The sequence below is a fragment of the Psychrobacter sp. JB193 genome (assembly GCF_002285555.1).
Classification (GTDB): domain Bacteria; phylum Pseudomonadota; class Gammaproteobacteria; order Pseudomonadales; family Moraxellaceae; genus Psychrobacter; species Psychrobacter alimentarius.
The window spans coordinates 165,470-190,948 of sequence record NZ_NRGY01000002.1 but is presented as its reverse complement, the minus strand read 5'-3'; the positions used below and the strand labels follow the sequence as shown (position 1 = coordinate 190,948).

Genomic DNA, 25,479 nt, shown 5'->3' with positions numbered 1-25,479 from the left:
GTTAAGTTTGTCCCCTTTTTTATTTAGGATTCACTATAGATCAGTCTCAAGAGTGGCTTTACGTCGTGCCCGTGTGAAATTGTGTCGTGAGCATGCGGGTTCTGTAGTAAACTGGCATCATTAGAAAGTAAACGTTCATTGTTTTACTTTTAGCATTTTTTATAAAAGGTTATGAAGTCAGATGGATAAGAGAGCAAGTATTCAGTGGTTCCCTGGGCACATGAACAAAGCCCGCAACGAAATCAAAGAAATCATGCCGCAGATGGATGTGGTCATCGAAGTGATTGATGCGCGCATTCCTTATAGTAGTGAAAACCCAATGGTCGCAGCGTTGCGCGGCGAAAAACCCGTCATCAAAATCCTAAACAAAGCTGACCTTGCTGACCCTGAGCTGACCCAAGCGTGGATGGATCACCTTGAGCAGCAAACCAGTGTTAAAGCGATTGCGTGCGATACCGACAAGGCAAACGATGTCAAACGCATCATCGCCATCTGCAAACACCTTGTTCCCAATAAAGTAGGCACAGGCCGTCAAATCAAAGCTATGATTATGGGTATTCCAAACGTGGGCAAATCTACTTTGATTAATACCTTGGCGGGGCGCGCTGTGGCAAAGACGGGTGATGAGCCAGCGGTGACCAAATCTCAGCAGCTGATTAAACTTGACGATGACATCATGCTCTACGACACGCCTGGTATGCTATGGCCAAAGGTTGAAAATGAAAATTCTGGCTATCGCTTAGCCGCGACGGGCGGTATTCGCGATACCGCGTTTGATTTCGCTGATGTGGCAAGCTACACCGCTGAGTATTTGATGCACGCCTATCCTGAGCTGCTAAAGACTCGCTATAAAATTGACGAGCTACCCAAGACCGACTGGGAGTTTTTTGAAATAGCGGGTCGCAATCGTGGCTGTGTGCGTTCGGGCAACCAAGTCGATACCTACCGCATGTCTGAGATTCTCATCAATGAACTGCGTAGCGCGAAGATCGGGCGTATCACGCTTGAAACCCCAGCGATGATTGAAGCGGAAGAAATCGTCGTTGCAGAGCAGCGCATCGCCGCAGAAGAGAAACGCAAAGCAAAAGAAGAAGAAAAACGTCTACGCAAAAAGCGTACAAGGCAGAATCGGAAGTAGGTTTGGTTTAAAACTTGCTTCTTAAAAAATTATCTTCTATAAAAAAGCCCTCATGGGCTTTTTCGTATTTTGCTTTAATCAAATTTTGCGCTAACACTTATGCTATAAATAATTTTCAGCCTCCATCTATCGTTAAGTAGTTATTTTTATTATATTATTTCATAGCATTACGTCAAAGTTGGGTCGTAGCAAATACGCATATCAGGTATAATTAAACACCTTCAAAAAACTAAATAATAGAGCCTATGACCCAGCCAACTGTCAATTCAAACGCTACTCCATTAGACACAATCTTTAACCACGCCACTCCTTCTCTAAACTCCTTCGCCCCGCGTCTCCTCGACTGGTTTGCCGAAAATGGTCGCCATGATTTGCCATGGCAACAGCACCAGACTGATACACCAAATCCTTATATCGTTTGGCTATCCGAAGTCATGCTTCAGCAGACGCAAGTCACCACCGTACTGCCCTACTTTGCGCGGTTTATGGACACGTTTCCGACGGTGCAAGATTTGGCCGCAGCCGACTGGGATTTGGTTGCCGAGCATTGGGCAGGACTTGGCTACTATGCGCGTGCCCGTAATTTGCACAAAGGCGCTAAGCAGCTGGTTGCAGTGATTGATGAGACAGGAGATTTTCCGCAGACTTTGGCGGGTTGGGAAGCGATTTCTGGCGTTGGGCCATCGACCGCAGGCGCGATTATGGCAATGGGATTGCACCGTTATGGCGTCATCTGCGATGGCAATGTCAAACGGGTTCTAACACGTTGGGCAGCCATCGATGGTGACATTACCAAGTCTGCCACGACTAAAGAATTATGGGCACTAGCGGAGCGTTTAACGCCAAAAGAGAACTCGGGATTGTTCGCGCAAGCGATGATGGACATGGGCGCAACCTTATGTACGCGCAGCAAACCTGCTTGTCTCTTGTGTCCCTTAAAAGACGATTGCTTGGCACATGCCGAGGGGCGCGAAACGGATTATCCTGTCAAAGCCAAAAAGCAGCCCAAACCGAGCAAGTTTAGCGATGCGTTGCTTATTGAAAGTACAGATGGTGACATCCTCTGGCTACAACGTCCTGATAATGGCATCTGGGGCGGATTGTGGAGTTTGCCCTTACAATTTGTAGAAAAAGTTGATGGTAAGATGAATGGCAATACTGCCATTAAACAACCAGAAAATAACGAGGATAAGCCATCAAGTGTGGCAAGTGATGTACGCAGTCATGAAAAAGTATATGAGGCAGAATTTACCACGGCTGAGCAAATTATCAATGAATGGCTGATAGAAAACAACTTAGTCGCCGCATCGACCAGTCGCACATTGCTGGATGACGACCCTATCAAGCATTCACTCACGCACTTTCATTGGTATTTGACGCCGCGGAAACTGACGGTTGATACGGCACAAATAACCGAGCTAAATAATAAACTGGCAGCGGCTGAGATCGCCTTTAAATGGCTCGACGAACGAAAAGCGCGAGACAGTTTGGGTCTGCCTCGCGCTATGGAAAAAATTATTGAGCGGTAAATCTAGAATCGATAGTTAAACGTTGATGTTAATGCAAAACTCTAAGCGCTATTTTTAAAAATATCTTTAAAGGTAGGGCTTAGAACTTTTTATCATTCAAGGTTCTACAATATTCGTCTAGATTTTAAGACTAGACTCTAAGATTTAGGCACACGCAAACGCATCAAACCTTCTTGCTGTACGGTGGCAACCAGCTTGCCATTCTGCCAAAATTGTCCGTGATTGAGACCTTTGGCATTAGAAGTTGTATCACTCCACATGTCGTACAGCATCCATCCGTTCAAATCAAAATTACGATGGAAGTGCATCGAATGATCAATACTGGCCGCTTGCAAACCACTGGTCATAAAGCTCACACCATGGGACATTAATCCTGTACCGACCAGATAAAAATCCGATGAAAACGCAAGAAGCGCCTGTTGAATAGCAACCGGTTGATTGCCCAGCTCACGAATACGCAACCAGTTGGCTTGTTTGGGTTTCATAGGCTCTGGATGAATCGGGTCACGCGGTTTGACTGGTTTAATCTCCACATGACGACGACGCATAAAGCGTGCTTTGAGCGCATCTGGGACTTTTCCCACGTATTCTTCTTTTAAATCCTGCTCTGCCAGCAAATCTTCAGGTGGCGGATAAACGGGCATATCTTCTTGATATTCAAGGCCCTCTTCCATCGGTGAAAACGAGGCAATCATCGAAAATATGACTTGCTCCACTGGTGGTTTGCCACGTACTTCTTTGTATTGAATCGCCGTCACTTCACGCGCTGACAGACTGCGACCATCTCGCAATCGGCGCACTTGATAGATGACAGGCTGATTGATATCACCACCACGCAAAAAATATCCATGCAATGAATGACATGGTTTATCTTGATCCAGCGTATGCGCTGCGGCCATCATCGCTTGGGCGAGTACCTGCCCACCAAAAATACGACTGCCAACATAGTCATGGCTTTTACCCTCAAAAACATCAGGGGTCACTTCAATAAGCGCTACCGTAGCGAGCAGCTCATCAATCAGTTGCGAATAATCGGACATGACGATATGTTTCCTTATTTTTATAAAAAACGCACAGCAGCTATCGATATCAATAAGGTTATGATATTGCGACAGATCCGTTGCGTTTGAATTTACAATAATATGAAATCACTTGTTAAAACACGCAAGTGAGATTTTAGAACAGAAAATACAGTCATAGCAGTGCTATCACTAAGCATTCATTACCTAGGTATGTGTTACAATTTGGCAAGGTAAACATATTACCCAATATTGGTTGCTTTGACTAGAGACTAAGCGCTTACTTACAAGTATCGCTCGATTTATTTAACGGCGATGATACAAAACGCCCTGTCTACACAAGCAATATAGATGATAAAAAACGAGATACTCGGTGGCATCTCGTTTTTTTGTTTCAAGTTTAAGGTTTTACGGCGACCAATACACGAATAGAATCTGGCACCAAGGATAAATTACCGAGCGCTTGCTCTCCTTGCGCTTTTAGTTGCTCTAGACGCTCAATCTCTTCAGGGCGTACGTTAGGATTGATGGTTTGCAGATGCTTGAGGCGTTTGATTTCACGTGACCATTGCTGGCTAAAGCGCGCGCTTGCCTGCGCACCAATCTCTGTTAGTTGCTCACGAGCAATGTCTTCGGCTTCATAATAACGCTGCTCAATCACATCCCCGCGCACTTTAATCACTTGGCGCGCACGATTTTTATCCAAACGCTCAATATGCGGCATAATCATGTCGGCGCTGATACGGGCTGACAAATCGCTGCCCTGCTCACTGATAAAGACGCGAATGTTCTGTGTGGTCAATGTCGCTGGCAGATTCAGGACTTTTGGCGCAATCGCTTCCACACGAAAATTCACTTCAAGCAATACCATGCCTTGTGGTACTGCAGCACTTTTTAGCATGGCAACCGTGGTATTACCAAAGGTGCTGGTGCTCGCCAGCTCATAGATGGCACGCATCAATGGATGCTCATGCGTGATGAAGTCAATATCTTCGCGCTGTAACGCTTGCTCACGCTCAAAGGTCAGCGTCATGCCGTCTTCGTCACCCAGTGGCAAGCCATCGATATAATCACTGATCTCAGTGCTATCAATCGGGGCAATGACCCATGAGCCATCACGTTGAATATTGTGATCGATATTGGCTGAGGCAAAGAAGCGCTCGATAAATTGCGGCAATAAATTGTGACTATCAAAATCACGCATGGCATCAGCGATACGCCCTGCAACGCGCGGACGGCACGAATTGTACTCAAGCAGACGATCACGGCCGGCTTGTAGCTGAGCTTCTAGCCCCAAACGTGTCTGTAGTGCCTCTGCAATGACATTTTGTAAAGTGGTACGATTGTCATCGGTATCCGCACCCTCAAGCATTGGTTTTAGCTCTTGAATATATTGCTCTTGCACGCTTTGAGCGGTTGGTGAAATCTGATTAAACATGTTGAGCGCATCGTTATACCATTGGTACAGACGCTCTTGCGCCGTGCCTTGTACATAAGGTACATGTAGCATGATTTGCTGTGTTTGCCCAATACGATCTAGGCGACCAATACGCTGCTCTAGCGTATCTGGATTGGCAGGCAAATCCCACAAGATCAGCTGGCTTGCAAACTGAAAATTACGACCTTCAGAGCCAATCTCTGAACACAGTAATATCTGTGCGCCTTCACTATCGGCGAAGAACGCAGCCGCTTGGTCACGCTCAAGTAAGGTCATTTGCTCGGTAAAGATAGCCGTCTTAATACCTGCATGTAAGCGCAATACCGCCTCTAAACTCTCAACCGTCGCGCCACTACGCGCAATCAGTAACACTTTATTGTGTTTGAGATCGCCTTTTAAGATGTCAATTAACCAAGGCACACGTGGGTCATCTTCTAACCAGCCGCCATCAGGTTGATTCTCTTCGCCCCATAGCTGCTCACGCAATTTGCCATTGGTTTGATAGCTGTCTTTCCAAGCGTCAGGTAATGGCAGTGGGTATGGTTGACTGCTACGACCATAAAAGCCTTTTACACTCTCACGTGTATTGCGGAACAAGATACGGCCCGTACCATGACGATCGAGTAACTCATTCAGCGCATAGGTTCGCAATTTTTCATCGTCGTTGATTGCTGCAAGCTCGTCAATATTGATGTCTAACAAACTACTCAACGCGGCAATTTGACCCTCACTTACTGGCTTGTCTTCTATCAACACGCTAGCAACTGCAGCTGTTTCAGCAAATGCTTCTTGACCATCGATGAACTCATCTAAATCATCAAAACGATCAGGATCTAATAGGCGCAAACGGGCAAAGTGACTTTGCGCGCCAAGCTGCTCAGGTGTCGCGGTCAATAGCATGACGCCTGGCGTCTCTTCTGCAAAGTCTGCAATTAGGTCATATTTATCATTGCCGCCTTGCGCTTCATCCCAATGCAAGTGATGCGCCTCATCGACGACCAATAAATCAAACCCAGCCTCCATCGCTTGGTCATACAAGTCAGGATGGTCAAGCAGCAGATCCATACCAGCGATGATACATTGCTCAGTGGCAAAGACGTTTTGTTCAGGATCGTGCTCTTTAAGCGCAGCAGTACGAACCAAATCAAACAGCGCAAAGTTCAGATTAAAGCGGCGGCGCAGCTCGATCATCCATTGATACTGTAGACTGTCTGGTACTAAAATCAGTACGCGCTCAGCCTTACCCGTGAGTAATTGCTGATGAATAATCAAACCTGCTTCAATAGTTTTACCAAGGCCAACTTCATCGGCTAGCAACACACGCGGCGCGATACGTTTGCCCACTTCATGCGCGATATAGAGTTGATGTTCGATAATATCGACACGTGCGCCCATCAAGCCTTTTAATGGGTGACCGGCAAGCGCTGATTGCATACGCAAGATATCTTGACGCAGCTCGTACCAATCACCGCGCTCAATACGACCAGCGAGCAGACGTTCAAGCGGCTTTGCTAGCGTAATATTGGCCGCAAGACGGGTCTCCATAATGCCTCTTTCGTGCTCATCGACACCGTACTTAAGTACGCCCATGACTTCGTCAACCGCATTGACTGTATAGCATTTGCCGTCTTGATCATAAATACTGTCACCAATTTTGAACACCACGCGTGATAAAGGCGCAGAGTTTTTGGCATAGACGCGTGTCTCTTCACTTTGAGGAAATAAAATATGGACACATCGGTCGTCTACATCGATGACCACACCCAAGCCCAGCTCGGACTCCGTATCAGATAAATAACGTTGACCAACGGCGAATTCGGTGCTGTGCAATGAAGCAATAGAAATAGTCATAGGGCGATGTCTTTTGTACTCAGATGATAAGAAAATAAATAGCGATGGTGGCTATCATACGGCTAAAGTGACTCACGCATCACCACATCAACATTCGGATGCGCGATACGCTCACATAAAACAAACCAGCCATTAAACCGAACCATTATATAACGTTAGCGGCTAGATGAGTGCGTTAAGTTGAATTTTCAAGAGAGGGGGTGCGATAGCCATTGATATTATAAGATATTTAGCAGATTCGTTTTTGACTAAGCTGAGATTTAACTAAGTACTAAGCTGATATTTGACTAAGCGTTGTCACGTGCTACATTAAGACGCTCACGGCTTTCAATATAAACTCAAAACAATAACTAAGGATGACGCATGCAAGCGGTTTTTCTAGACAAAGGCACTTTTTCTGATGGTATTGACTTACCCGCACCAGCAGGCGTGAGTGACTACATCACATATAACGACACGCCAAAAGACACCGACACCATTATTGAGCGTTGTAAAGATGCCGAGATCATCATCACCAATAAAGTCCAAATTGGCGCTGACGTCATCGAAAGCTTGCCAAAGCTCAAGCTGATTCAGCTGACGGCCACAGGCATGAACAACGTCGATAAAGAGGCTTGCGACAAGCATGATGTTGCACTTTACAATGTCGCTGGTTACGCCGTCAAAAGCGTCCCTGAGCATACCTTTATGCTGATGCTAACGGCAATGCGCGCAGGTATTCACTATCATCAAAAAGTCGCTGATGGCACATGGCTTGCCAATGGTAATTTTTGTCTGCTTGATATTCCGCTCATTGATTTAGAAGACAAAACACTTGGTATCATTGGGGTTGGTACGATTGGCAAACGCGTCACCGATATTGCTCGCGCCTTTGGCATGACCGTTTTATGGGCCGAGCATCAAGGACAAGCGCCTCGTAATGAAGATTACACAGCATTTGATGAGGTACTCGCCCGCTCGGACGTCATTACCCTGCACTGTCCACTAAATGAACAGACTCAGCATCTTATTAACAAAGACACGTTGGCAAAAATGACCAAACAGCCACTCATCGTCAATGTGGCGCGAGGCGGGGTTGTCGATAGTCAAGCACTGACCGATGCCATCAACCATGAGCAAATCATCGGCTATGCCAGCGATGTGTTTGAACAAGAGCCAATCGCAAATGATGATCCGTTACTCACCCTTTCCAATCATCCACGTGTGATATTTAGCCCGCACAATGCTTGGGGCAGCAAAAGCGCGCAGGAAACCTTGTGGCAAATGCTCAGCAAACAAGTGACTGATTTTATTGATAAGCAGTCAAAATAACTGATAATCTCAGTATTAAAGACTTGGTTGTGGCCAAGTCTTTACACCATTAGGTTAGTATAAAAGGAATTAGCAGAACCGGGATAAATGTTACCAAACCTCTGTCGCCATAGGCACAGTAAGCAAGAAAAATTTATACCCGTTCTGCCTGATAACGCCTTGTATTTTTTAACGACTAAAATGCAACCAATCGTCTTTTATCTGACGATATTTGAGCATCACGCGGTCACTAAGATAATTGTTGGTCACGTACCAAGGATAGCGATCGCCTTGTTTGGGCAGCTCATTTATTGCTCGTCTCACATACCCTGCTGATAACGCTCCCATCACGGTATCTTCTTGAATGTGTGCCTCGCTATGGTCGGTTTTTGCTTGTGGTAATGCCACTTGATAACGATGCTTATGCATGTAATCCAGCAGGCGCATGACATACTGACACGCCAGATCAATTTTTAGTGTCCACGAAGCATTGGTATAGCCGAACAGAGCGACCATATTTGGTATCCCTTCAATCATGGTCGCCTTGTAGGTCATGCGACTGCCGATATCGACTGCCTGACCGTCGATATACACGCTGGCACCGCCAAGCATTTGTATCTTTAGACCCGTCGCCGTGACGATGATATCCGCCTCTAGATGCTGACCTGACTTAAGCCTGATTCCTGTTTGCGTAAAGCAATCTATTTGATCGGTGACGATATCGGCACGCTTATGATGTAACGCGTTGAATAAGTCACTGTCTGGCACGGCACATAAGCGCTCATCCCAAGGATTGTAACTGGGTAAGAAATGCGCCACGTCTACGTTACTGCCTTTTAACTCTTTTTTGACCCCACGTTTTAATATCGCTTTCATGGCTCTTGGTGCAAAGATAGCCGCTCGGTAAATGCCTTGTTGCATCAGTACATTACGGGCACGCAGCACAGTATAAGCTTGCTCTTTTGATAAAGGTGACAGACTACCAGACAGCCAATCAAGCGCATAATCATCGCCCGGTACACTGGCCACATAGGTTGGCGTACGCTGCAATAACGTCACATGCCGTGCGCATTGCGCGCTTTCTTGATCGACTAGCGCTGGCAACAGTGTCATCGCCGTCGCGCCACTGCCAATAATCACCACTTTTTTGTCATCGTAATCAACATTTTGCCAATGCTGCGGATGCACTATCTGACCCCGAAACGCCTCTTCTTTCTCAAAATGAGGTCTATAGCCTTGCTCATAATCGTAATAGCCAGTAGCACCCACGACAAAATGGGCGGTTAGCGTAAACACTTCACCACTACTCTGGTTTTTTACCATCGCCGTCCAGCGCTGGGTCGTACTTGACCAAGACAGCTGCTGCACCTCGTGCTGGTAGCGAATGTGCTCCGTCACCCCAAACTCGCGCGCGGTATCGGCAATATAGCGCTTGATATCCGCGCCTTTTGCCAACATTCTGTGATCCAGCCACGGGCGAAAGCCATAACCAAAGGTCAGTGCATCAGAATCAGAGCGAACCCCAGGATAGGTAAATAAGTCCCATGTTCCGCCCAAATCTGCCCGTTTTTCTAATATCACAAATCGCTGAGCTGTCTTTTTCTTAGGCGACTGGTTACGCGTTGCTTTATTGGCGCCTTTACGACCAAATAGATTCTTGTGCTGTCGCTGCTGTAAACGACATGCCATACCAACGCCAGCAAGACCTGCTCCAATGATCAGCACCTCATAATCTACTGGCACGTTTGACGGTTTTTTAGAGGTAAAACAGTTTTTGAGCGCCTGTTTGGCAGAAGTCATGTCAAGCATATTTATTATCCTTGTAGTGGCATGCATCCTTGCCTTGCATGGTTTTGTTAAGCAATCATGTTTATATAGCCTATCAATTTTAAAAGAGTACAGTTCTACTGGGATGAATTTTTTGAAACCTCTGTCACGCTTGCGAACAGCCAGTGAGAAAAATTTATACCAGTAGAACATCACAACTGTATGTACCACTTCTGTTCTGGATTGACTATTACTAACAACCCAAACCTACGAGTACTTATGTCATGCTAAAAAGAACATGGGCTTTCCCAGTCCATCCATGCCCCAAGCGTGGGATGTTTGAGGCGTAATTGCTGCGCGTGCAGGTTAAGCCTTGGCGCAATCTCTAATGCAGCACCTTCAGCATAAATGGGATCACCAATCATCACATGACCAACATGTACCATATGTACGCGCAACTGGTGACTGCGACCTGTCACGGGTTTCAACATGACGCGCGTGACTGGTTGACCACCGCACTCTTCATGAGCCACGACTTCATACAAGGTCAGCGCGTGCTTTGACCAGTCAGGATCGACGATATGGCGCGGTTTTGTCAGCGGCTCATAACGTACTGGCACAGATATCTCACCAGTGGCACCCACACTCTCCCACTGCCCAAAAACACGTGCTTGGTATTTTTTTTGTGGCAATCGCTCAATAAACTGCTTACTGATATGGGTCTGCGCAGCAGCATTTTTGGCAAAAATTATCAGCCCTGAGGTATCCATATCAAGGCGATGAATCAGTTTAACCGCCGGATTGGCACGTTCAAGCCGAGCAAGCAGGCTCACCTTGAGCGTTTTGCCATCGACACTTAGCAGTCCTGCGGGTTTATCGACCACCCAAATATCATCATCTTCGTAGACGGTAATGTTTTGCGCAAAGGTCTGAAAAAATTCAAGCGGATAAGCATTTTCTTGAGCGTTTAGAGTAAGGACTTCTTCATCGGTAAAAGGCATAAAATGAGCTACTTATGTGGTTGGACTTGAGCGTACTGAGTTATGAACCAGTTATTATGGGTGAACACAAAACGGGTAAGCACTTGAATTAAGGAGAAAAAACTAGATATAAATGTAAGTTTAAGAGAATGCTAGAAAACATAGGTGACAGACAAACCATAACCTGTATTGTTATGTTTTGATTTATTGTGCTAATAGTAATTGTTGAGCAATTTAACTGGCATACCTCTGCCAATCGCTGCCAAACATGTTAATATAATCGCACATTTTCACCAATTCTAAACCATTCTTTGGCTTCTTATCCTCTATTGTGACACCACTATAGAGAGAGATACACGCTAACAGAAATAATAAAACAAGAGAGATAATATTATGTCAGACCTTATTGTTAACACCACCGATACAGATTTCGACCAAGACGTATTACAATCAGATGTACCAGTACTGGTAGATTTTTGGGCAGCTTGGTGCGGTCCATGTAAAGCCATTGCGCCTATTTTAGAAGAACTGGCGACTGAATACCAAGGTAAAGTTAAAATCGTCAAAGTTGATGTGGACAGCAACCCACAAGCAGCAAGCCGTTTTGGTATCCGTAACATCCCAACACTGTTTGTGTTCAAAGACGGTGAGAAAGTAGATTCAGTCATGGGTCTACAGCCAAAAGCGGAATTGGCTAAAGTATTAGACAAGCATTTATAAGTTAATACTCGTTAGTATCAACCCGTTTGATGTTCACGTTTTACAACGTAATGCTATGTTTCAGAAAGCTATCATCTGTCTTAGATGATGGCTTTTTTGCTTATTTTTTATGCAAAAAACTCAATTATATGACTTTTTTGGCAAAATTTATTGACAACGTCATTGTGAAGACCGTATAGTCTGCTGACAACAGAAAACTAACGGTTTTCTTAAGTGTCTTATTGCTATTCTCCTCGTGTTTATCAACAAAAACACAATCGTCATTATAAACACCATTGCTGAACGAAATGACTGAACACAATTACTGATACTGAGTTTTTGACGCAGACTCTTATGTGGCCTTCTTTGCCTTTATTTCTTATTACCTTGCATCAAACGATTGCAATCCGTACATAAGCTGACGTGTAAAATCAAAACTACATAAATTCTCGCTCTGTGCACACACCCTCTATCGCTATACTATCGCTGTTTTAATCAATGTCGTGACTTGTGCTGCTAATGGCATCTCTCATCTGATCAATTGCTAATGACCTATCTATGAATCTAACTGAATTAAAGAAAAAATCAATCGCTGAGCTATTGGCAATCGCCAAAGAAATGGGTCTTGACAACATGGCGCGTAGCCGTAAACAAGACATTATCTTTGCTATCTTAAAAACCCATGCCCGTAATGGTGAAGCCATTTACGGTGACGGCGTGCTTGAGGTTCTTCCTGACGGTTTTGGCTTTTTGCGTTCCTCAGAAGGCTCTTATTTGGCAGGCCCTGACGATATTTATGTCAGCCCTAGTCAAATTCGTCGTTTTAGTCTCAAGACGGGTGACAGTATTGCTGGTACGATTCGCCCCCCAAAAGATTCTGAGCGTTACTTTGCGCTATTGAAGGTTGGTGAAATCAACTTTGATACGCCAGATCGTTCACGTCATAAGCTTATCTTTGAGAACTTGACGCCCCTATTTCCAACCGAGCAATTAAAGCTTGAGCTTGGTAATGGTACCACTGAAGATTTGACGGGTCGTATCATCGACCTGATTGCTCCGATTGGTAAAGGTCAACGCTCTATTATTGTCGCACCCCCAAAAGCGGGTAAGACGATGTTACTACAGACCATCGCTCAATCAATTACTCGTAATAACCCTGAGTGTTATCTGATTGTACTACTCATCGACGAGCGTCCAGAAGAAGTGACCGAGATGGTACGTACCGTACGCGGTGAAGTGGTTGCCTCTACCTTTGATGAGCCGCCACAGCGTCACGTACAAGTTGCCGAAATGGTCATCGAAAAAGCCAAACGTTTGGTTGAACATAAGCAAGACGTCGTCATTTTGCTTGACTCTATTACTCGTCTTGCCCGTGCTTATAACACCGTCATTCCTTCATCAGGCAAAGTATTGACTGGTGGTTTGGATGCCAATGCGCTAGAGCGTCCAAAACGCTTCTTCGGTGCGGCGCGTAACGTTGAAGAAGGTGGTAGTTTGACCATTATCGCCAGTGCCTTAATTGACACCGGTAGTAAAATGGACAGCGTTATTTTTGAAGAGTTCAAAGGAACGGGTAACCAAGAGATTACGCTTGAGCGTGATTTGGCCGAAAAACGCGTTTTCCCAGCCATCAATATCAAAAAATCTGGTACTCGTCGCGAAGAGCGCCTATTAGATGAAGACAAATTGCGTAAAGTTTGGATTTTACGTAAATTGCTACAGCCGATGGATGGCGTACAAGCCACTGAGTTCTTATTGGATCGTCTCAAAGAGGCAAAAACCAATGATGAATTCTTTGAGCAAATGAAGCGTAAATCACAGAACTAAGACCAGCCAAGAATTTACTTGCTGACTAAGTAAAAATAGCGTTATTTATTAAGACCGCCTCTGTGCGGTCTTTTTGTTTGCGACTTTTCTCATTTAGAAATATACCGCATGTCTTTATCAAAACAGTTATCGTACTATCCATTTGATTACAATGACTCTATGCAAAACGACTACTATGGATACAGTGGGGCAACATATTTTACAGACATCTTGCAAAGCTTAGCGCTTTTACTACGCCTAGAAATAGTAATATGGGTTAGCATAAGAGCCAGTATAGATATACTCTGCTATCAGATATCGATAGTAGTATTTTTGAGATATTTGCTATGCTTAATAATCCTTACTAATGCAGACCTTATTATGTCTTGCGGTAGCACAATAGATTATTTTAGGATAATTACCCACAAGCTTTACTCCATTATGTTGGTATAAGCAGCTAGGGTAATGAAAATATCGTCTCCTGATTTTGACAAACCAAATTGATAACTTAATAGGTGATACTATGAAATTTGCTAAAACTATCGCAATGACTGCTCTTACTAGCTCAGCGCTTATCATGGGTGGCTGTGCAAACAGTGGCTATGGCTACAACAGTGGTCTGAGTAACACAGCTAAAGGTGCTGCTGCTGGTGCTGCTGCTGGTGCATTGATCAGAAGTGGTGGAGACAGTAAAGACATCGCTCGTGGCGCACTTGGTGGTGCTGCAGTTGGTGGCGCAGGTGCTTACATCCTCAACAACAGCAGATAATCGCTGAAGCCTATTTTAGGAACTTGATGCTTTACTGCTTTATGATTTGATTCGAAGTAGTTAAGCCAATCAAAGATATCTTAAAATACAAAAAAGCCTGCAATATATGTTGCAGGCTTTTTTAATGGACAATTTTTATAATTAGAGGTATTTAATAAATACCTATGACAATGCACCACTAAACGTATCACAAGATTGAATGTTGCCACTCTCTAATCCACGCGTGAACCACTCAATACGTTGCTGGCTTGTGCCATGAGTAAAATTATCTGGCACCACTTCTCCACCACTCGCTTTTGCTAGGCGATCATCACCAATTTGACCTGCCGCGTTAATGGCTTCGTCAATATCACCTGCTTCTAAGAACTGTACACGTTCTTGATTGCGCTGTGCCCAAACGCCAGCAAAGCAATCTGCCTGCAACTCTTGTAGCACTGACAACTTATTGGCTTGTGCCCGCGTGACTTGACGGCCAGCTTCATTGACTTGTTGCGTGATCCCTAATAAGGTCTGAACATGATGACCAACTTCATGCGCAATGACATATGCTTGAGCAAAGTCACCAGCCTTACCTTGATTGTCTTCACCACCTGAGCCTTGTTGATCACCAGTAATACCTAAGTTCTGACGCATCTCTACAAAAAATGATGTATCCAAATATACAGTCTGATCACCTGGGCAATAGAATGGACCAGTTGCTGCACTTGCACTACCGCATGCTGAACTGACTTGTCCATTAAACAGAATCAGTGACGGCTCTTGATAGGTGCTACCTGCTTCATTAAAGACCTGATGCCAAACCTCTTCTGTATCTGCCAATACCACTTTTACAAATTGTGTGTCCCTATCAGTCTCTGTTGCAGGTTCAGTCGACGCCTCTCCACCACTGCCTCCTGCAATTACCTGACCTGTTTGCAAAGCGGTCATTGGATTTACACCAAATACCAACCACAAAATACCAGCAATGATAATACCGCCGATACCACCGCCTATCATCTTACCACCGCCCTTACTTGAGCGTACGTTCGTGCTGCCTCGTCTACCTTGCCATTTCATAATGCTATTCCTCAAACTTACGATAGACATTGCTATTCGTGTCAATAGTTATTCATATTATGTGCTTTTACGCTCAACGCTCTACTCTGCTATGTACATCTAATACAGCAAAATCAAATCTTTTGAAAATTCTTTAGATATTTTGTTTCTTCTTATGCAATTAGAAACGCCGCAAATGCCTCGTTTACTTCGGATTTTACTCATCACATCACAATAAAATGCTAAAAAACATAGCAGAAATCTAGACATAGCAGGCGCTTGAGACTAGAGTGATGTCATTGATTATACGTCGATTAATAAGGATTGCTGTATTAAAAATTATACTGTGTAAACAATATAAAAAATTATTTCACATTTTATTGTTACTTAATTGTACAAGCTATTTCTATTTAAATAAAAAACATATAGAATGCGTGAAAGCTGAGTAGCTGTGACTAAGATGAGTTGATTTCCGGGGTATCTTGGATTTCAACCTTTATTGCTGCTACTGCTCATTTCATTTTTCCGGAGAATACCTTATGAAACTTAAATTACTTGCTCTAGCTGGTATCATGACTGCAACTATGGGCCTAACTGCCTGTGACAGCAACAAAGAAAACGCTGCTGAAGATTTATCTGACGCGCAAGAAGAAGTGCAAGACGCTTCTGCTGAACTAGACGACGCTGCTGCTGAAGGCGAAGTTACTGCTGATGCTGACGCTGCTGTTGCTGGCGCTGAAGCTGACATCGCTGAAGCACAAGCTGCAACTGCTACTGACGAAATGGACGCTGAAGTTCCTGTAGACGGTACTACTACTAGCGTAGATATGGCTAGCGAAACTCCTGCTACTGATACTGCTGCTGTTGAAGCTTCTGACGAAGTTGTTGTTGAGCAACCAGCTCAGTAATTTTATCTTTTATAAGATAAAAACAGTGTAATTAAAAGAGAGAGCGTATGCTCTCTCTTTTTATATGTGCGATTTATTAAATAAAATATGGTAAAGACCAGTCATCGTTAGCGTCTTGCATCACACATATGCTCTCGTCAACATACTTCGACAATATAAGAAACGATGGTAGATAGTAAACTAGGGTAGCAAAGCTATCTTAAAATGCCAAAGCAGTCAGATAGCCAAGAACACCCATCATGCCTAGGCATCAAATAACTTCTCATCAACTTGCTGACGAAATTTTTGTCCCGTTTTAAAGGTTACCACACGGCGTGCAGATACGGCCACTGGCTCACCTGTCTTAGGATTGCGTCCTGGACGACTATTTTTATCTTTAAGCTCAAAGTTGCCAAAGCCTGAAAGCTTGACCTCTTTGCCATCAATCAAACTCTCTGACAACTCATCAAAGAAGTTCTCGACCAAACAACGGCCTTCTTGGCGTGTTAGGTTAAGGTGACTCATCAAATGCTCAATCATGTCAGATTTGGTTAAGGTGCTCACAGTACGACTCCTATGCTATGTCGTGATGTCGAATATCATGGTTTAGCGTTACGAAGGTTAGTGTCAGTTATTATAAAGCTTTTTTGACGTCTTTTTAACAAAGATGGCATAAAAATCTTTTATTAATAACGACTTAACTTATATTCAAACTGGATTTTTTAGAACGATATCTTGTATTCATAATGATTGCTATGAATAATAATGCTCCATAGTCAAAAAATAAGACTATAGAGCATCTGGTATTTCAATGTGACGTTTTAACTGTCACGCAGCTGCACAGCATGCTGTTCAATTAATGCTTGTACCACTTTATCCGTGGCTGTTTTTACCGCCTCATCAGATAAAGTTTGCAGACGGTCTTGCCATATCAAGGCAAAGGCTAGTGAGCGCTGACCTGCTGGCACTTTATCGCCTTGATAAACATCAAACAACCAAAGATCAGTCAACATGCTACCTGCGGCAGCGCGTATCGTTGATTCTAGGGTTTGCAAACTAATCTCACTGTCTACTAAAATCGCAATGTCGCGGCGTACTTGTGGGAACTTACTTGGCGTACTGATGGTATGCTGTTCACGTGCAAGCGTCAGTAATGGTGCAAGTGACAATTGAGCGACCCAAGTAGCTGGTAAATCTAGCTGTTTGGCCGTATTAGGGTGCAATTGTCCAAGCCAGCCGACGTACACGTCATCGATATATAGCTTAGCGCTCTGGCCTGGATGCAAGAAGCTTAGTGCACTACGCTCATAGCGGATGCGGGTATTATCGATCTGTGCAGGAAGTAATTGCTCAATGTCATGTTTTAAGTCATAGAAATCTAGTGCACGGTTTTGATAGGCTTGTTCATCCCAAATATCACCCACTGCTACCAAGGCGATGCTTGGTGTTTGTACCAACTCGCTGATACTCTGACCAACAAAACTTAACCCTGTCTCAAAAAACCGCACACGTGGCTGCTGACGGTTTAGATTGTATTGTACACACGGCAATAAGCTTGACAATAAAGTACGGCGCATCACTGCCAAATCACTAGAGATTGGATTGGCCAATGCCAGCACTTCCCCCAATGCTTTATCATCGAGCAGTGCTTCTAGTTTGGCATCACTAAAGCTAAAGCTGATCGCTTCCATATAGCCATTATCGACCAGCGCCAGCTTCATTTCGTGCGTCAGGTCTGCGGTATCATCGTAGTCCATGCTGACTTGCAAATGTGGCAACACGCTCGGGATATTATCATAACCATAGATACGAGCAATTTCTTCGATCAAATCTTCCTTAATACTCATATCAAAACGGTACGAGGGCGGCGTGCAACTCAGTGCGTCCGCTTGTTGCTCTACCGCGAACCCTAGCTGAGTCAAAATGCGTACCATAACCGTAGGCTCAATGTCGATACCGATGACATCACGAACCTTAGTAATCGGTAAAGTAATAGGCGCGCGCGCTGGCAGCTGCTCTTGGTTTTCTACATTTACGATTGACCCTGCTTGACCAGCTGTAACACTAGTAATCAAGTCACGAGCACGTGCTAGTGCAAGCGCTGGCAACTCAAAGTCTACCCCACGCTCAAAACGTTGCGATGCATCGGTGTGCAAACCAAAACGACGGGCGCGTGCAGCGATTGCTAAAGGATTAAAGAAAGCACTTTCTAGTACAATATTGCTTGTACTATCCGTCACACTACTACGCTGACCACCCATGATACCAGCAAGCGCAAGGATACCTTTATCATCAGCAATGACTAGCTCATCACCTGTTAAGGTAATGGTTTGTTCATTCAATAAAGTCAGGCTTTCCTTGGGTTGCGCCAAACGCACCACAATGTCACCAACAATAGTATCTGCATCAAAAGCATGCAGTGGCTGACCAAGCTCCATGAGCACATAATTGGTCACATCTACCAAAAAATTGTGCGACCGTAGTCCGGACTGTACCAATGCATCTTGCATCCATTTTGGCGTGTCAATGCTACGATCAATATGGCTAATTGACTGTAGCAAATAACGTGGGCAAGCTTCTACCGCCGTTACCGTCACGGCGGGCGTCTTACCACTATCGGTGTCTACTACGTTATCAGCAATTTCTGGCATTTGCATAGGCAAATCATTGAGTACTGATATTTCACGGGCAATACCGCGTACACTGAAGCAATCACCACGGTTTGGCGTGATTGAGATATCTAGTATCTGATGGTCTAAGCCTAAATAGCTACGGATATCTGTACCAATCGGGGCATCCTCTGGCAGCTCAAGCAAACCATCAATGCTATCAACCAAATCAATCTCAGAAGCACCGCATAGCATACCGTTAGAGGCCACACCGCGCAGCTTGCTTTTCTTAATTTTGAAGCCTTGTTTATCATCGCTCGGTAGTACAGCCCCAACCGTCGCAACGGGTACTTTCATACCAACCGTTACATTCGGCGCGCCGCAGACAATTTGCAATGGCTCAGCGTCACCGATATTTACCTGTGTGACACGCAGCTTATCCGCGTCAGGATGCTGCTCAACGCTCATGACTTCGCCAACGACCACGCCTGTAAAGGCACGAGCAACTGCATAACGATCATCAATTTCTAGTCCAGCCATGGTCAACTGTTCGGCCAACTGTTCACTGGTATTATCAGGGTTCACCCATTGACGTAGCCACTGTTCGCTAATTTTCATAAGTCTCTCGGATCAGAATTTTATAATAAAGATTTTGAAGTAAAGGTTGGCACATTCATTTGTTATATGAACAAGGAGTACTTTTATATAAACAAAAAGCCCTCTAGCCAAACTGCTTTAAGAAGCGTACGTCATTTTGGAAAAACAAACGCAAATCATCAATACCATAGTACAGCATGGCAAAGCGCTCAATACCCATCCCAAAAGCGAAGCCTGTGTATTTGTCGCTATCAATGCCGCAGTTGGTCAGTACTTGTGGATGCACCATACCGCAGCCCATCACTTCAAGCCATTTGCCATTATCATCTAGAATATCAACTTCGGCAGAAGGCTCAGTGAACGGGAAAAATGAAGGACGGAAGCGGACAGTTAATTCTTTGGCAAAGAAGGCTTCTAAAAACTCGCTGATCAAGCCCTTTAATTCTGCAAATGTGCTTGATTCTGTGACCATTAGTCCTTCTAACTGATGAAACATCGGCGAATGGGTTTGGTCAGAGTCATTGCGGTAAACGCGACCAGGACAAATAATACGAATCGGTGGCTCATTCTTTTCCATCGTACGAATCTGTACCGGACTGGTATGTGTACGCAGCAGATAATGGGCATCAAAATAGAAGGTGTCGTGCATGGCACGTGCAGGATGGTGTGACGGAATATTCAAGGCTTCAAAATTGTAGTAATCACTTTCAACTTCAGGGCCTGTCGCCACATTGAAGCCCGCTTGTACAAAATACTGTTGCATACGCTGGGTGATCATCGTGACTGGATGCAAATGGCCTTTTTTGCCACCACGAGCAGGTAAAGTGATGTCAATGCTCTCAGCTTCTAGCTTGGCATTTAGCGCAGCGACTTCGAGCTGTTGTTGCTGATCGGTCAATACCTGCTGAATGCGGCTACGTACCTGATGCAACCAGCCACCGTAGGTTTTTTTGTCATCTGCTTCTAGCTTGCCCATCTGTTTTGACCAGCTGGTGAGCAAGCTCTTTTTACCAGTTAGTTGCACACGCAAATCTTGCAATACACGTGTGTCAGTTACTTGCAAAATCAGAGCTTCAGCCGCATCGGTAAACGCGATCAATTGCGCTTCATTAAGATCATTCAGTTCTGAGGATAAAGTCGGTAGCGCCGACAAGTCGGTAGTGGCAGCAGGGGTAGTCATAAGACGCATCATTCCTGATTTGAACGGACTATTAATTGTAGGGATTTGACCAAATATTGCAAACCATTTACTCAATCATTTTGATAAAAATTGAAGATTATGAATGGCTTGAATATTTAGACAGGGGCCAGCGTGGCCTGTACTAAACTTCAGTTTTATATGCACCACAAGCAAAATCATATAATATAAAAAAAGCCACCGACCAGCGGTAGCTTCTATTAATATCGTACTATTAATCAATATCAGTGCTATCCATTTAAATACTCACTTAATAACCTGAATATCTAAAGGATGGCTAATATTTAGGCCAATTCCGCTTTTGCTTTTTCGACCAATGCGGTGAAAGTTGCAGCATCATGCATAGCGATGTCAGCAAGTACGCGACGATCGATTGCGATGTTGGCTTTTTTCATGCCATTGATGAAGCGGCTATAGCTTAAGCCATTTAAGCGTGCACCAGCATTGATACGTGCAATCCAAAGACGACGGAAAGTACGTTTTTTGTTGCGACGGTCACGATAAGCATACTGACCAGCTTTGGTCACTGCCTGTACCGCTACGCGGTAAACACGTGAACGGGCACCGTAGTAGCCTTTTGCGCGCTTTAAGATTTTTTTGTGACGGCGATTTGCCTGTACACCACGTTTTACACGGGCCATAATTTACTCCAAGATATTTTAATCACTGTTAAGCGAATGATGATGCTGTTAAATAACAAACATCATTGTCAGATTGCAAAGTCAAATATGTTTAATTAAAGATAAATGACGATAGGCTATTAGATGTATGGGCACATACGACGAACTGCTGCTTCGTCAGACTTGTGCACCAACTTAAGACCACGCAACTGGCGAATACGCTTAGGTGATTTCTTGGTCAAAATATGGCTTTTGAATGCTTGCTTACGCTTGAAGCCGTTCGCTGTTTTTTTGAAACGTTTAGCGGCACCGCTTCTGGTTTTCATCTTAACTTTCATGATGATTTGCCTCTTTTTCTGTGTTAGAACCTGGTCGTCAAATAGTCGTACTGAATAATTGTCACTTAAATAACAACTAAACCTCTATTTGCCTCGAGGTGGGAGGCGCTATTTTAGCAGATAGTGCGTTGTTTTGCCAAGCAAAGTTTTAACGCGTCTTTAGCAAACAATGAGAATAACCCATTCTTATGAGCGGACTCCTCACATACCCCCTCAAAACCCCAGTAATGTTAAGAATTACCGCCAAATAGATTGAATGTCAGCTTAAGCTGTGCTTTAGTAGACACTAACATTTGGTATAATCTAAGTACCAAAAATATAAGTCCTAATGATTCTGAATTATCTACCCTACTGCTCAACCATACAACCTTGCTCCTTTAACATCATGATACGCAGAATACATCACCTGTAATCGCTAGGAGAAACAACATGTCAGAACAAAAATTAGACGTTGACGACGAATTCTTAGCTTTTGAAACCGTGATGCGCGTACGCTACACTGAAACCGATGCAAATCAGTATCTGACACTCGAATCATTGACAGCTCTACTGACTGAGTCTTGGCTGAGATTTTTGTACGCTCAAGGCATCAAAGAAGTCAATGCAGACTATCAAGGTTTGATTATTGATGAGTTACAACTAAATATTCGCAGTCGTGTCAAAGTGCGTGAAGAGCTTTTGTTTGAAGTAGGCATTAAACCTTCCTATGACAATGGCGGTCATGTAGAAATAAAGGTTACTCGGATGCACACAGGTGAGTTGGTGGCACATGCAAGGAAGCATTTTGTCAATTACGACTTTAGACTCAATAAAGTGACGGCACTTGATAGCACGATTAAAAAAGCGCTTTACCCACGTTTATGCAAGCATTAGTGCTATTTATTCCAACAAATAGTACTTATCAAATGAACCATATTTTTTATACATGGCTTTTTCTCTCAAAATATAAATAGAATGACCAAATAACGACACCTTTAATAAACGGATGAATGATGACTTTACCTGCTTGGCTCGCTGCCATAAAATTTAATGCTGATGGCTTGATTCCTGCAATTACCCAAGATCACAAATCTGGGCGTATTTTGATGATGGCTTGGATGAATGCAGAAGCGCTACAACTGACCGCACAGACCCAAACGGCTGTTTATTTTTCGCGCTCACGTGCCAAGTTATGGCACAAAGGAGAGTCCTCAGGGCATACTCAGACTGTCCATGATATCCGCTTAGATTGTGATGCCGACGTTATTGTGCTGAGTGTCACTCAAGCGGGCGGTATTGCCTGTCATACAGGACGAGAGTCTTGTTTCTATCGACGTTTGGATTTATCTGGTCAGAGCCCAGAATGGCAAACCGTGGACAAAGTTCTAAAAGACCCTTCTGATATTTATCATTTAAATACATCAGACGGTGAGACTGTTCAAAACACCAACTTGAGCATTCATGCAGATACTGAATCTAATCATACTTCAGTCGATGAGCGCTCTATCCTGCAACAACTGGATCACGTATTGGCAGAACGAAAACAAGCCGATGCCGATAGTTCTTATGTGGCAAGTTTATATGCCAAAGGATTAAATAAAATTTTGGAAAAAGTGGGTGAAGAAAGCGTAGAAAGTATTATCGCTGCTAAAGATTTTGCCAACTGTGATAAAAATAGAGACAAAGCGCAATACGATGATGCCCGTCATGAGCTTATTTATGAAGTGGCAGATGTCTGGTTTCATACCTTGGTTGGGCTGGCGTGGTTCGATATAGAATCAGATGCAGTATTAAATGAGCTGGGTCGACGCTTTGGTCTCTCAGGTATTGATGAGAAAGCAGCACGATAGATAATAGGGCAACATGACAAAATAATCTTCTACCTGCGAGGATTGTATTTGGTTTCACCTATTTGTCATAAGCGCAGGTTATAATACAGTCTTTTTACTTCATACTATATTTGGGTGCTTTTTATTTAAGAGATCAATCTCCTATCTATTTAAAGCACTTATGATAAAGACTGAAAACCAAGTCAAAAGGATACCATTATGGGCAGTTTTTCTATTACACACTGGCTGATTTTATTGGTTGTGGTAGTGGTCGTGTTTGGCACTGCAAAACTCAAAAATGCAGGCAAAGATTTGGGTGGTGCAGTCAAAGGTTTTAAGGAAGCTGTGAAAGACGAGAACACAGAACACGCTAAAAAGCAGGTAGTGCTCGATCATGAGGGCAACGCATATAAGGGCGAGCGTACAACAAGCAACAAGGTTGATACTAGTAGTACCCACTCTACTCCTGTTGACGATAAGCACAATGTATAATGTTTATCGCATTTAGCCTGTCTCAATTAAAATAGTGATATTCAACCATTATGTTTGATATTGGGTTTTCTGAATTACTCCTCTTTGGTGTTATCGCCCTGATTGTCTTGGGTCCAGAAAAACTGCCTCAGGCAGCACGGACGGCTGGTCAATGGTACGCCAAAATTCGTCGAACCGTCTCTACCTTACAGTCTGAAATAGAAGCAGAGCTAGACTTGGCTGAAACACGGCAACAAATGCAAAAAGAGCTTGCCAAAATTCGTCAAACTGAGGCGGATATGCGACGTGAAATGGCAGAGATGCGCGGCAATATGAAAGAGTTTGCACACTCTCACAATCAGCACCTAAAAACCTCCCAGACTAAAACGGATAGCACTGACGATAGTCAAAGCAATAAGACAGATCGCGATGATATAGCCGTACAAAATACTGAACAAAGCACTGACGATATTTCGACCACCGCTACTGTACAGACAACTCAACCTCCTCAACCCATTGTTACCAGACCGTGGGAAAACATGTGGTTCCGTCTGGGTGCCTATGATAAGGCTCGTCGTCTACCTATGCCGCCCTATCTACCGAACCACAAAGCGGACACCTTACTAAACGCTCATTCATTAGAACAGCCAGCCTTCATCAAAAAACAGGAGGCTGATTGATGGGATTGTTTAAACGTAAAAAAAGCCGCCAAGAAAAAATCATGGATGCAGAGATTGCTGGGACGGAAAGCGAAGATCTAGATATCAATGTCAAGACAGATAATACCTATGAGGAGTCGGCCACCGATGTGTTAAGTACATTGGGTGATATGCCGATCACTGAGCATTTGATTGAGCTGCGTCGACACTTGATCAAAATATGTGTGGCAGTATTGGTGATATTTTTGGCACTAGCAGGGTTTTCGCGTGAGTTATATAACTTTTTATCAGACCCTCTAGTGGCTCAACTCCCTGCCAATTCCACCATGATTGCGACAGATATTACCTCCAACTTTATGGCACCGATACGTCTGACGGTATTTGTCGCAGCGTTTTTTGCAATGCCTTATATTTTGTATCAAATTTGGTCATTTGTAGCACCCGGTTTGTATAAAAAAGAGAAGAAAATTGCGATTCCAGTACTACTCTCCTCTATATTTTTATTCTATGCTGGCGTGGCTTTTTCTTATTTTATTGTACTAAAAGGCGTGCTGAAATTCTTCATTATGTTTGCTCCGCAAAACGTCCTACCGATGACAGATATAGACAGCTATCTGAGCTTTGCCCTAAAGCTGTTTATGGTATTTGGGTTAACGTTTGAGATTCCAGTCGTCACTTTGCTCTTGATATTGACTGGCATTGTCTCCATTCAGAGCCTAGAAGACAAACGTCGTTATATTATCGTGGGCTGTTTTGCAGTGGCTGCTGTCGTGACGCCGCCTGATGGGGTATCTATGCTGATGCTTGCGATTCCCATGTGGTTATTATTTGAGCTTGGTTTATTGTTGGCCAAAATTTTAATCAAAGAAGAGCGTACGCCTGTTTTATCCACGACCAATAAAGAGTAAAATAATGACATCCTCATTTGGCTCGATGTGAGTCTAGTCAATATATAAAATACAGTTTTGACT

The 25,479-nt window shown here is 43.9% G+C and carries 22 protein-coding genes; 12 read left to right on the top strand and 10 right to left on the bottom strand.

What is annotated here, in order from left to right:
- The first annotated feature begins 181 nt into the window (after positions 1-181).
- Positions 182-1,138: a ribosome biogenesis GTPase YlqF gene (gene ylqF, locus CIK80_RS08580; protein ID WP_095569681.1), complete on the top strand. Its 957-nt coding sequence runs from the start codon at positions 182-184 to the stop codon at positions 1,136-1,138.
- A gap of 245 nt (positions 1,139-1,383) precedes the next feature.
- Positions 1,384-2,667, top strand: a complete 1,284-nt coding sequence (gene mutY, locus CIK80_RS08575; protein ID WP_095569680.1) for an A/G-specific adenine glycosylase — start codon at positions 1,384-1,386, stop codon at positions 2,665-2,667.
- Between the two features lie 137 nt (positions 2,668-2,804).
- On the opposite strand, the gene CIK80_RS08570 is transcribed toward mutY, so the two are convergent.
- Positions 2,805-3,707 (bottom strand): acyl-CoA thioesterase II, encoded by a 903-nt coding sequence (locus tag CIK80_RS08570; protein WP_062845599.1) that lies wholly within the window; start codon positions 3,705-3,707, stop codon positions 2,805-2,807.
- A gap of 379 nt (positions 3,708-4,086) precedes the next feature.
- Positions 4,087-6,975, bottom strand: coding sequence for an RNA polymerase-associated protein RapA (rapA, locus tag CIK80_RS08565; protein WP_179288358.1), 2,889 nt, complete (start codon positions 6,973-6,975; stop codon positions 4,087-4,089).
- Positions 6,976-7,338: 363 nt separating this feature from the next.
- On the opposite strand from rapA, the gene CIK80_RS08560 reads away from it, so the two are divergent.
- Positions 7,339-8,286 carry a D-2-hydroxyacid dehydrogenase gene (locus CIK80_RS08560; protein WP_095569679.1) on the top strand — a complete coding sequence of 316 codons (948 nt, stop codon included), beginning with the start codon at positions 7,339-7,341 and terminating at the stop codon, positions 8,284-8,286.
- A gap of 168 nt (positions 8,287-8,454) precedes the next feature.
- Here CIK80_RS08560 and CIK80_RS08555 read toward each other — a convergent pair whose 3' ends face one another.
- Both CIK80_RS08555 and CIK80_RS08550 read right to left on the bottom strand, forming a co-directional pair.
- On the bottom strand, positions 8,455-10,074 hold the full coding sequence (locus CIK80_RS08555) for an NAD(P)/FAD-dependent oxidoreductase (protein WP_095569678.1): 1,620 nt from the start codon (positions 10,072-10,074) through the stop codon (positions 8,455-8,457).
- 245 nt (positions 10,075-10,319) lie between these two features.
- Entirely contained in the window at positions 10,320-11,033 is a 714-nt protein-coding gene (locus CIK80_RS08550) for an RluA family pseudouridine synthase (protein ID WP_095569677.1), read from the bottom strand.
- A gap of 372 nt (positions 11,034-11,405) precedes the next feature.
- Between CIK80_RS08550 and trxA the strand changes: the two genes are divergently transcribed.
- The 3 genes from trxA to CIK80_RS08535 all read left to right on the top strand — a co-directional run bounded on the left by trxA (position 11,406) and on the right by CIK80_RS08535 (position 14,286).
- Positions 11,406-11,732: a thioredoxin gene (gene trxA / locus CIK80_RS08545; protein ID WP_062845604.1), complete on the top strand. Its 327-nt coding sequence runs from the start codon at positions 11,406-11,408 to the stop codon at positions 11,730-11,732.
- Between the two features lie 537 nt (positions 11,733-12,269).
- A complete protein-coding gene (gene rho / locus CIK80_RS08540) occupies positions 12,270-13,538 on the top strand; it encodes a transcription termination factor Rho (protein WP_025651526.1) in 1,269 nt (422 codons plus the stop codon).
- Positions 13,539-14,040: 502 nt separating this feature from the next.
- Positions 14,041-14,286 carry a hypothetical protein gene (locus tag CIK80_RS08535; protein ID WP_095569676.1) on the top strand — a complete coding sequence of 82 codons (246 nt, stop codon included), beginning with the start codon at positions 14,041-14,043 and terminating at the stop codon, positions 14,284-14,286.
- Between the two features lie 162 nt (positions 14,287-14,448).
- Here CIK80_RS08535 and CIK80_RS08530 read toward each other — a convergent pair whose 3' ends face one another.
- Entirely contained in the window at positions 14,449-15,342 is an 894-nt protein-coding gene (locus CIK80_RS08530) for a neutral zinc metallopeptidase (protein ID WP_095569675.1), read from the bottom strand.
- A 518-nt stretch (positions 15,343-15,860) separates the two neighbouring features.
- Here CIK80_RS08530 and CIK80_RS08525 point away from each other — a divergent pair.
- The gene (locus CIK80_RS08525; protein ID WP_062845607.1) at positions 15,861-16,229 is read left to right on the top strand and encodes a hypothetical protein; all 369 of its coding nucleotides are present in this window, start codon (positions 15,861-15,863) and stop codon (positions 16,227-16,229) included.
- Between the two features lie 243 nt (positions 16,230-16,472).
- On the opposite strand, the gene CIK80_RS08520 is transcribed toward CIK80_RS08525, so the two are convergent.
- The 5 genes from CIK80_RS08520 to rpmI form a co-directional block, all read right to left on the bottom strand.
- Positions 16,473-16,772 carry an integration host factor subunit alpha gene (locus CIK80_RS08520; protein ID WP_062845608.1) on the bottom strand — a complete coding sequence of 100 codons (300 nt, stop codon included), beginning with the start codon at positions 16,770-16,772 and terminating at the stop codon, positions 16,473-16,475.
- 257 nt (positions 16,773-17,029) lie between these two features.
- Positions 17,030-19,435, bottom strand: a complete 2,406-nt coding sequence (gene pheT, locus CIK80_RS08515) for a phenylalanine--tRNA ligase subunit beta (RefSeq protein WP_095569674.1) — start codon at positions 19,433-19,435, stop codon at positions 17,030-17,032.
- Between the two features lie 103 nt (positions 19,436-19,538).
- Positions 19,539-20,594 carry a phenylalanine--tRNA ligase subunit alpha gene (gene pheS, locus CIK80_RS08510; RefSeq protein ID WP_095569673.1) on the bottom strand — a complete coding sequence of 352 codons (1,056 nt, stop codon included), beginning with the start codon at positions 20,592-20,594 and terminating at the stop codon, positions 19,539-19,541.
- A gap of 302 nt (positions 20,595-20,896) precedes the next feature.
- Positions 20,897-21,253 (bottom strand): 50S ribosomal protein L20, encoded by a 357-nt coding sequence (rplT, locus tag CIK80_RS08505; RefSeq protein ID WP_011281252.1) that lies wholly within the window; start codon positions 21,251-21,253, stop codon positions 20,897-20,899.
- Positions 21,254-21,372: 119 nt separating this feature from the next.
- Positions 21,373-21,570, bottom strand: a complete 198-nt coding sequence (rpmI, locus tag CIK80_RS08500; RefSeq protein ID WP_062845610.1) for a 50S ribosomal protein L35 — start codon at positions 21,568-21,570, stop codon at positions 21,373-21,375.
- A gap of 429 nt (positions 21,571-21,999) precedes the next feature.
- Between rpmI and CIK80_RS08495 the strand changes: the two genes are divergently transcribed.
- The 5 genes from CIK80_RS08495 (at position 22,000) to tatC (ending at position 25,416) form a co-directional block, all read left to right on the top strand.
- A complete protein-coding gene (locus tag CIK80_RS08495; protein ID WP_095569672.1) occupies positions 22,000-22,443 on the top strand; it encodes a thioesterase family protein in 444 nt (147 codons plus the stop codon).
- A 119-nt stretch (positions 22,444-22,562) separates the two neighbouring features.
- The gene (gene hisIE / locus CIK80_RS08490; RefSeq protein ID WP_095569671.1) at positions 22,563-23,399 is read left to right on the top strand and encodes a bifunctional phosphoribosyl-AMP cyclohydrolase/phosphoribosyl-ATP diphosphatase HisIE; all 837 of its coding nucleotides are present in this window, start codon (positions 22,563-22,565) and stop codon (positions 23,397-23,399) included.
- Between the two features lie 198 nt (positions 23,400-23,597).
- On the top strand, positions 23,598-23,870 hold the full coding sequence (gene tatA, locus CIK80_RS08485) for a Sec-independent protein translocase subunit TatA (protein ID WP_095569670.1): 273 nt from the start codon (positions 23,598-23,600) through the stop codon (positions 23,868-23,870).
- Between the two features lie 50 nt (positions 23,871-23,920).
- Positions 23,921-24,529: a Sec-independent protein translocase protein TatB gene (gene tatB / locus CIK80_RS08480; RefSeq protein ID WP_062845614.1), complete on the top strand. Its 609-nt coding sequence runs from the start codon at positions 23,921-23,923 to the stop codon at positions 24,527-24,529.
- On the top strand, positions 24,529-25,416 hold the full coding sequence (gene tatC / locus CIK80_RS08475; protein ID WP_095569669.1) for a twin-arginine translocase subunit TatC: 888 nt from the start codon (positions 24,529-24,531) through the stop codon (positions 25,414-25,416). The genes tatB and tatC overlap by 1 nt, the downstream gene beginning before the upstream one ends.
- Positions 25,417-25,479: the final 63 nt, after the last annotated feature.

What these genes read in the sequence shown, in the direction of transcription:
- ylqF (WP_095569681.1), top strand. Translation starts at nt 182, where the DNA reads ATGGATAAGAGAGCAAGTATTCAGTGGTTCCCTGGGCACATGAACAAA.
- mutY (WP_095569680.1), top strand. Translation starts at nt 1,384, where the DNA reads ATGACCCAGCCAACTGTCAATTCAAACGCTACTCCATTAGACACAATC.
- CIK80_RS08570 (WP_062845599.1), bottom strand. Translation starts at nt 3,707, where the DNA reads ATGTCCGATTATTCGCAACTGATTGATGAGCTGCTCGCTACGGTAGCG.
- rapA (WP_179288358.1), bottom strand. Translation starts at nt 6,975, where the DNA reads ATGACTATTTCTATTGCTTCATTGCACAGCACCGAATTCGCCGTTGGT.
- CIK80_RS08560 (WP_095569679.1), top strand. Translation starts at nt 7,339, where the DNA reads ATGCAAGCGGTTTTTCTAGACAAAGGCACTTTTTCTGATGGTATTGAC.
- CIK80_RS08555 (WP_095569678.1), bottom strand. Translation starts at nt 10,074, where the DNA reads ATGCTTGACATGACTTCTGCCAAACAGGCGCTCAAAAACTGTTTTACC.
- CIK80_RS08550 (WP_095569677.1), bottom strand. Translation starts at nt 11,033, where the DNA reads ATGCCTTTTACCGATGAAGAAGTCCTTACTCTAAACGCTCAAGAAAAT.
- trxA (WP_062845604.1), top strand. Translation starts at nt 11,406, where the DNA reads ATGTCAGACCTTATTGTTAACACCACCGATACAGATTTCGACCAAGAC.
- rho (WP_025651526.1), top strand. Translation starts at nt 12,270, where the DNA reads ATGAATCTAACTGAATTAAAGAAAAAATCAATCGCTGAGCTATTGGCA.
- CIK80_RS08535 (WP_095569676.1), top strand. Translation starts at nt 14,041, where the DNA reads ATGAAATTTGCTAAAACTATCGCAATGACTGCTCTTACTAGCTCAGCG.
- CIK80_RS08530 (WP_095569675.1), bottom strand. Translation starts at nt 15,342, where the DNA reads ATGAAATGGCAAGGTAGACGAGGCAGCACGAACGTACGCTCAAGTAAG.
- CIK80_RS08525 (WP_062845607.1), top strand. Translation starts at nt 15,861, where the DNA reads ATGAAACTTAAATTACTTGCTCTAGCTGGTATCATGACTGCAACTATG.
- pheT (WP_095569674.1), bottom strand. Translation starts at nt 19,435, where the DNA reads ATGAAAATTAGCGAACAGTGGCTACGTCAATGGGTGAACCCTGATAAT.
- pheS (WP_095569673.1), bottom strand. Translation starts at nt 20,594, where the DNA reads ATGACTACCCCTGCTGCCACTACCGACTTGTCGGCGCTACCGACTTTA.
- rplT (WP_011281252.1), bottom strand. Translation starts at nt 21,253, where the DNA reads ATGGCCCGTGTAAAACGTGGTGTACAGGCAAATCGCCGTCACAAAAAA.
- rpmI (WP_062845610.1), bottom strand. Translation starts at nt 21,570, where the DNA reads ATGAAAGTTAAGATGAAAACCAGAAGCGGTGCCGCTAAACGTTTCAAA.
- CIK80_RS08495 (WP_095569672.1), top strand. Translation starts at nt 22,000, where the DNA reads ATGTCAGAACAAAAATTAGACGTTGACGACGAATTCTTAGCTTTTGAA.
- hisIE (WP_095569671.1), top strand. Translation starts at nt 22,563, where the DNA reads ATGACTTTACCTGCTTGGCTCGCTGCCATAAAATTTAATGCTGATGGC.
- tatA (WP_095569670.1), top strand. Translation starts at nt 23,598, where the DNA reads ATGGGCAGTTTTTCTATTACACACTGGCTGATTTTATTGGTTGTGGTA.
- tatB (WP_062845614.1), top strand. Translation starts at nt 23,921, where the DNA reads ATGTTTGATATTGGGTTTTCTGAATTACTCCTCTTTGGTGTTATCGCC.
- tatC (WP_095569669.1), top strand. Translation starts at nt 24,529, where the DNA reads ATGGGATTGTTTAAACGTAAAAAAAGCCGCCAAGAAAAAATCATGGAT.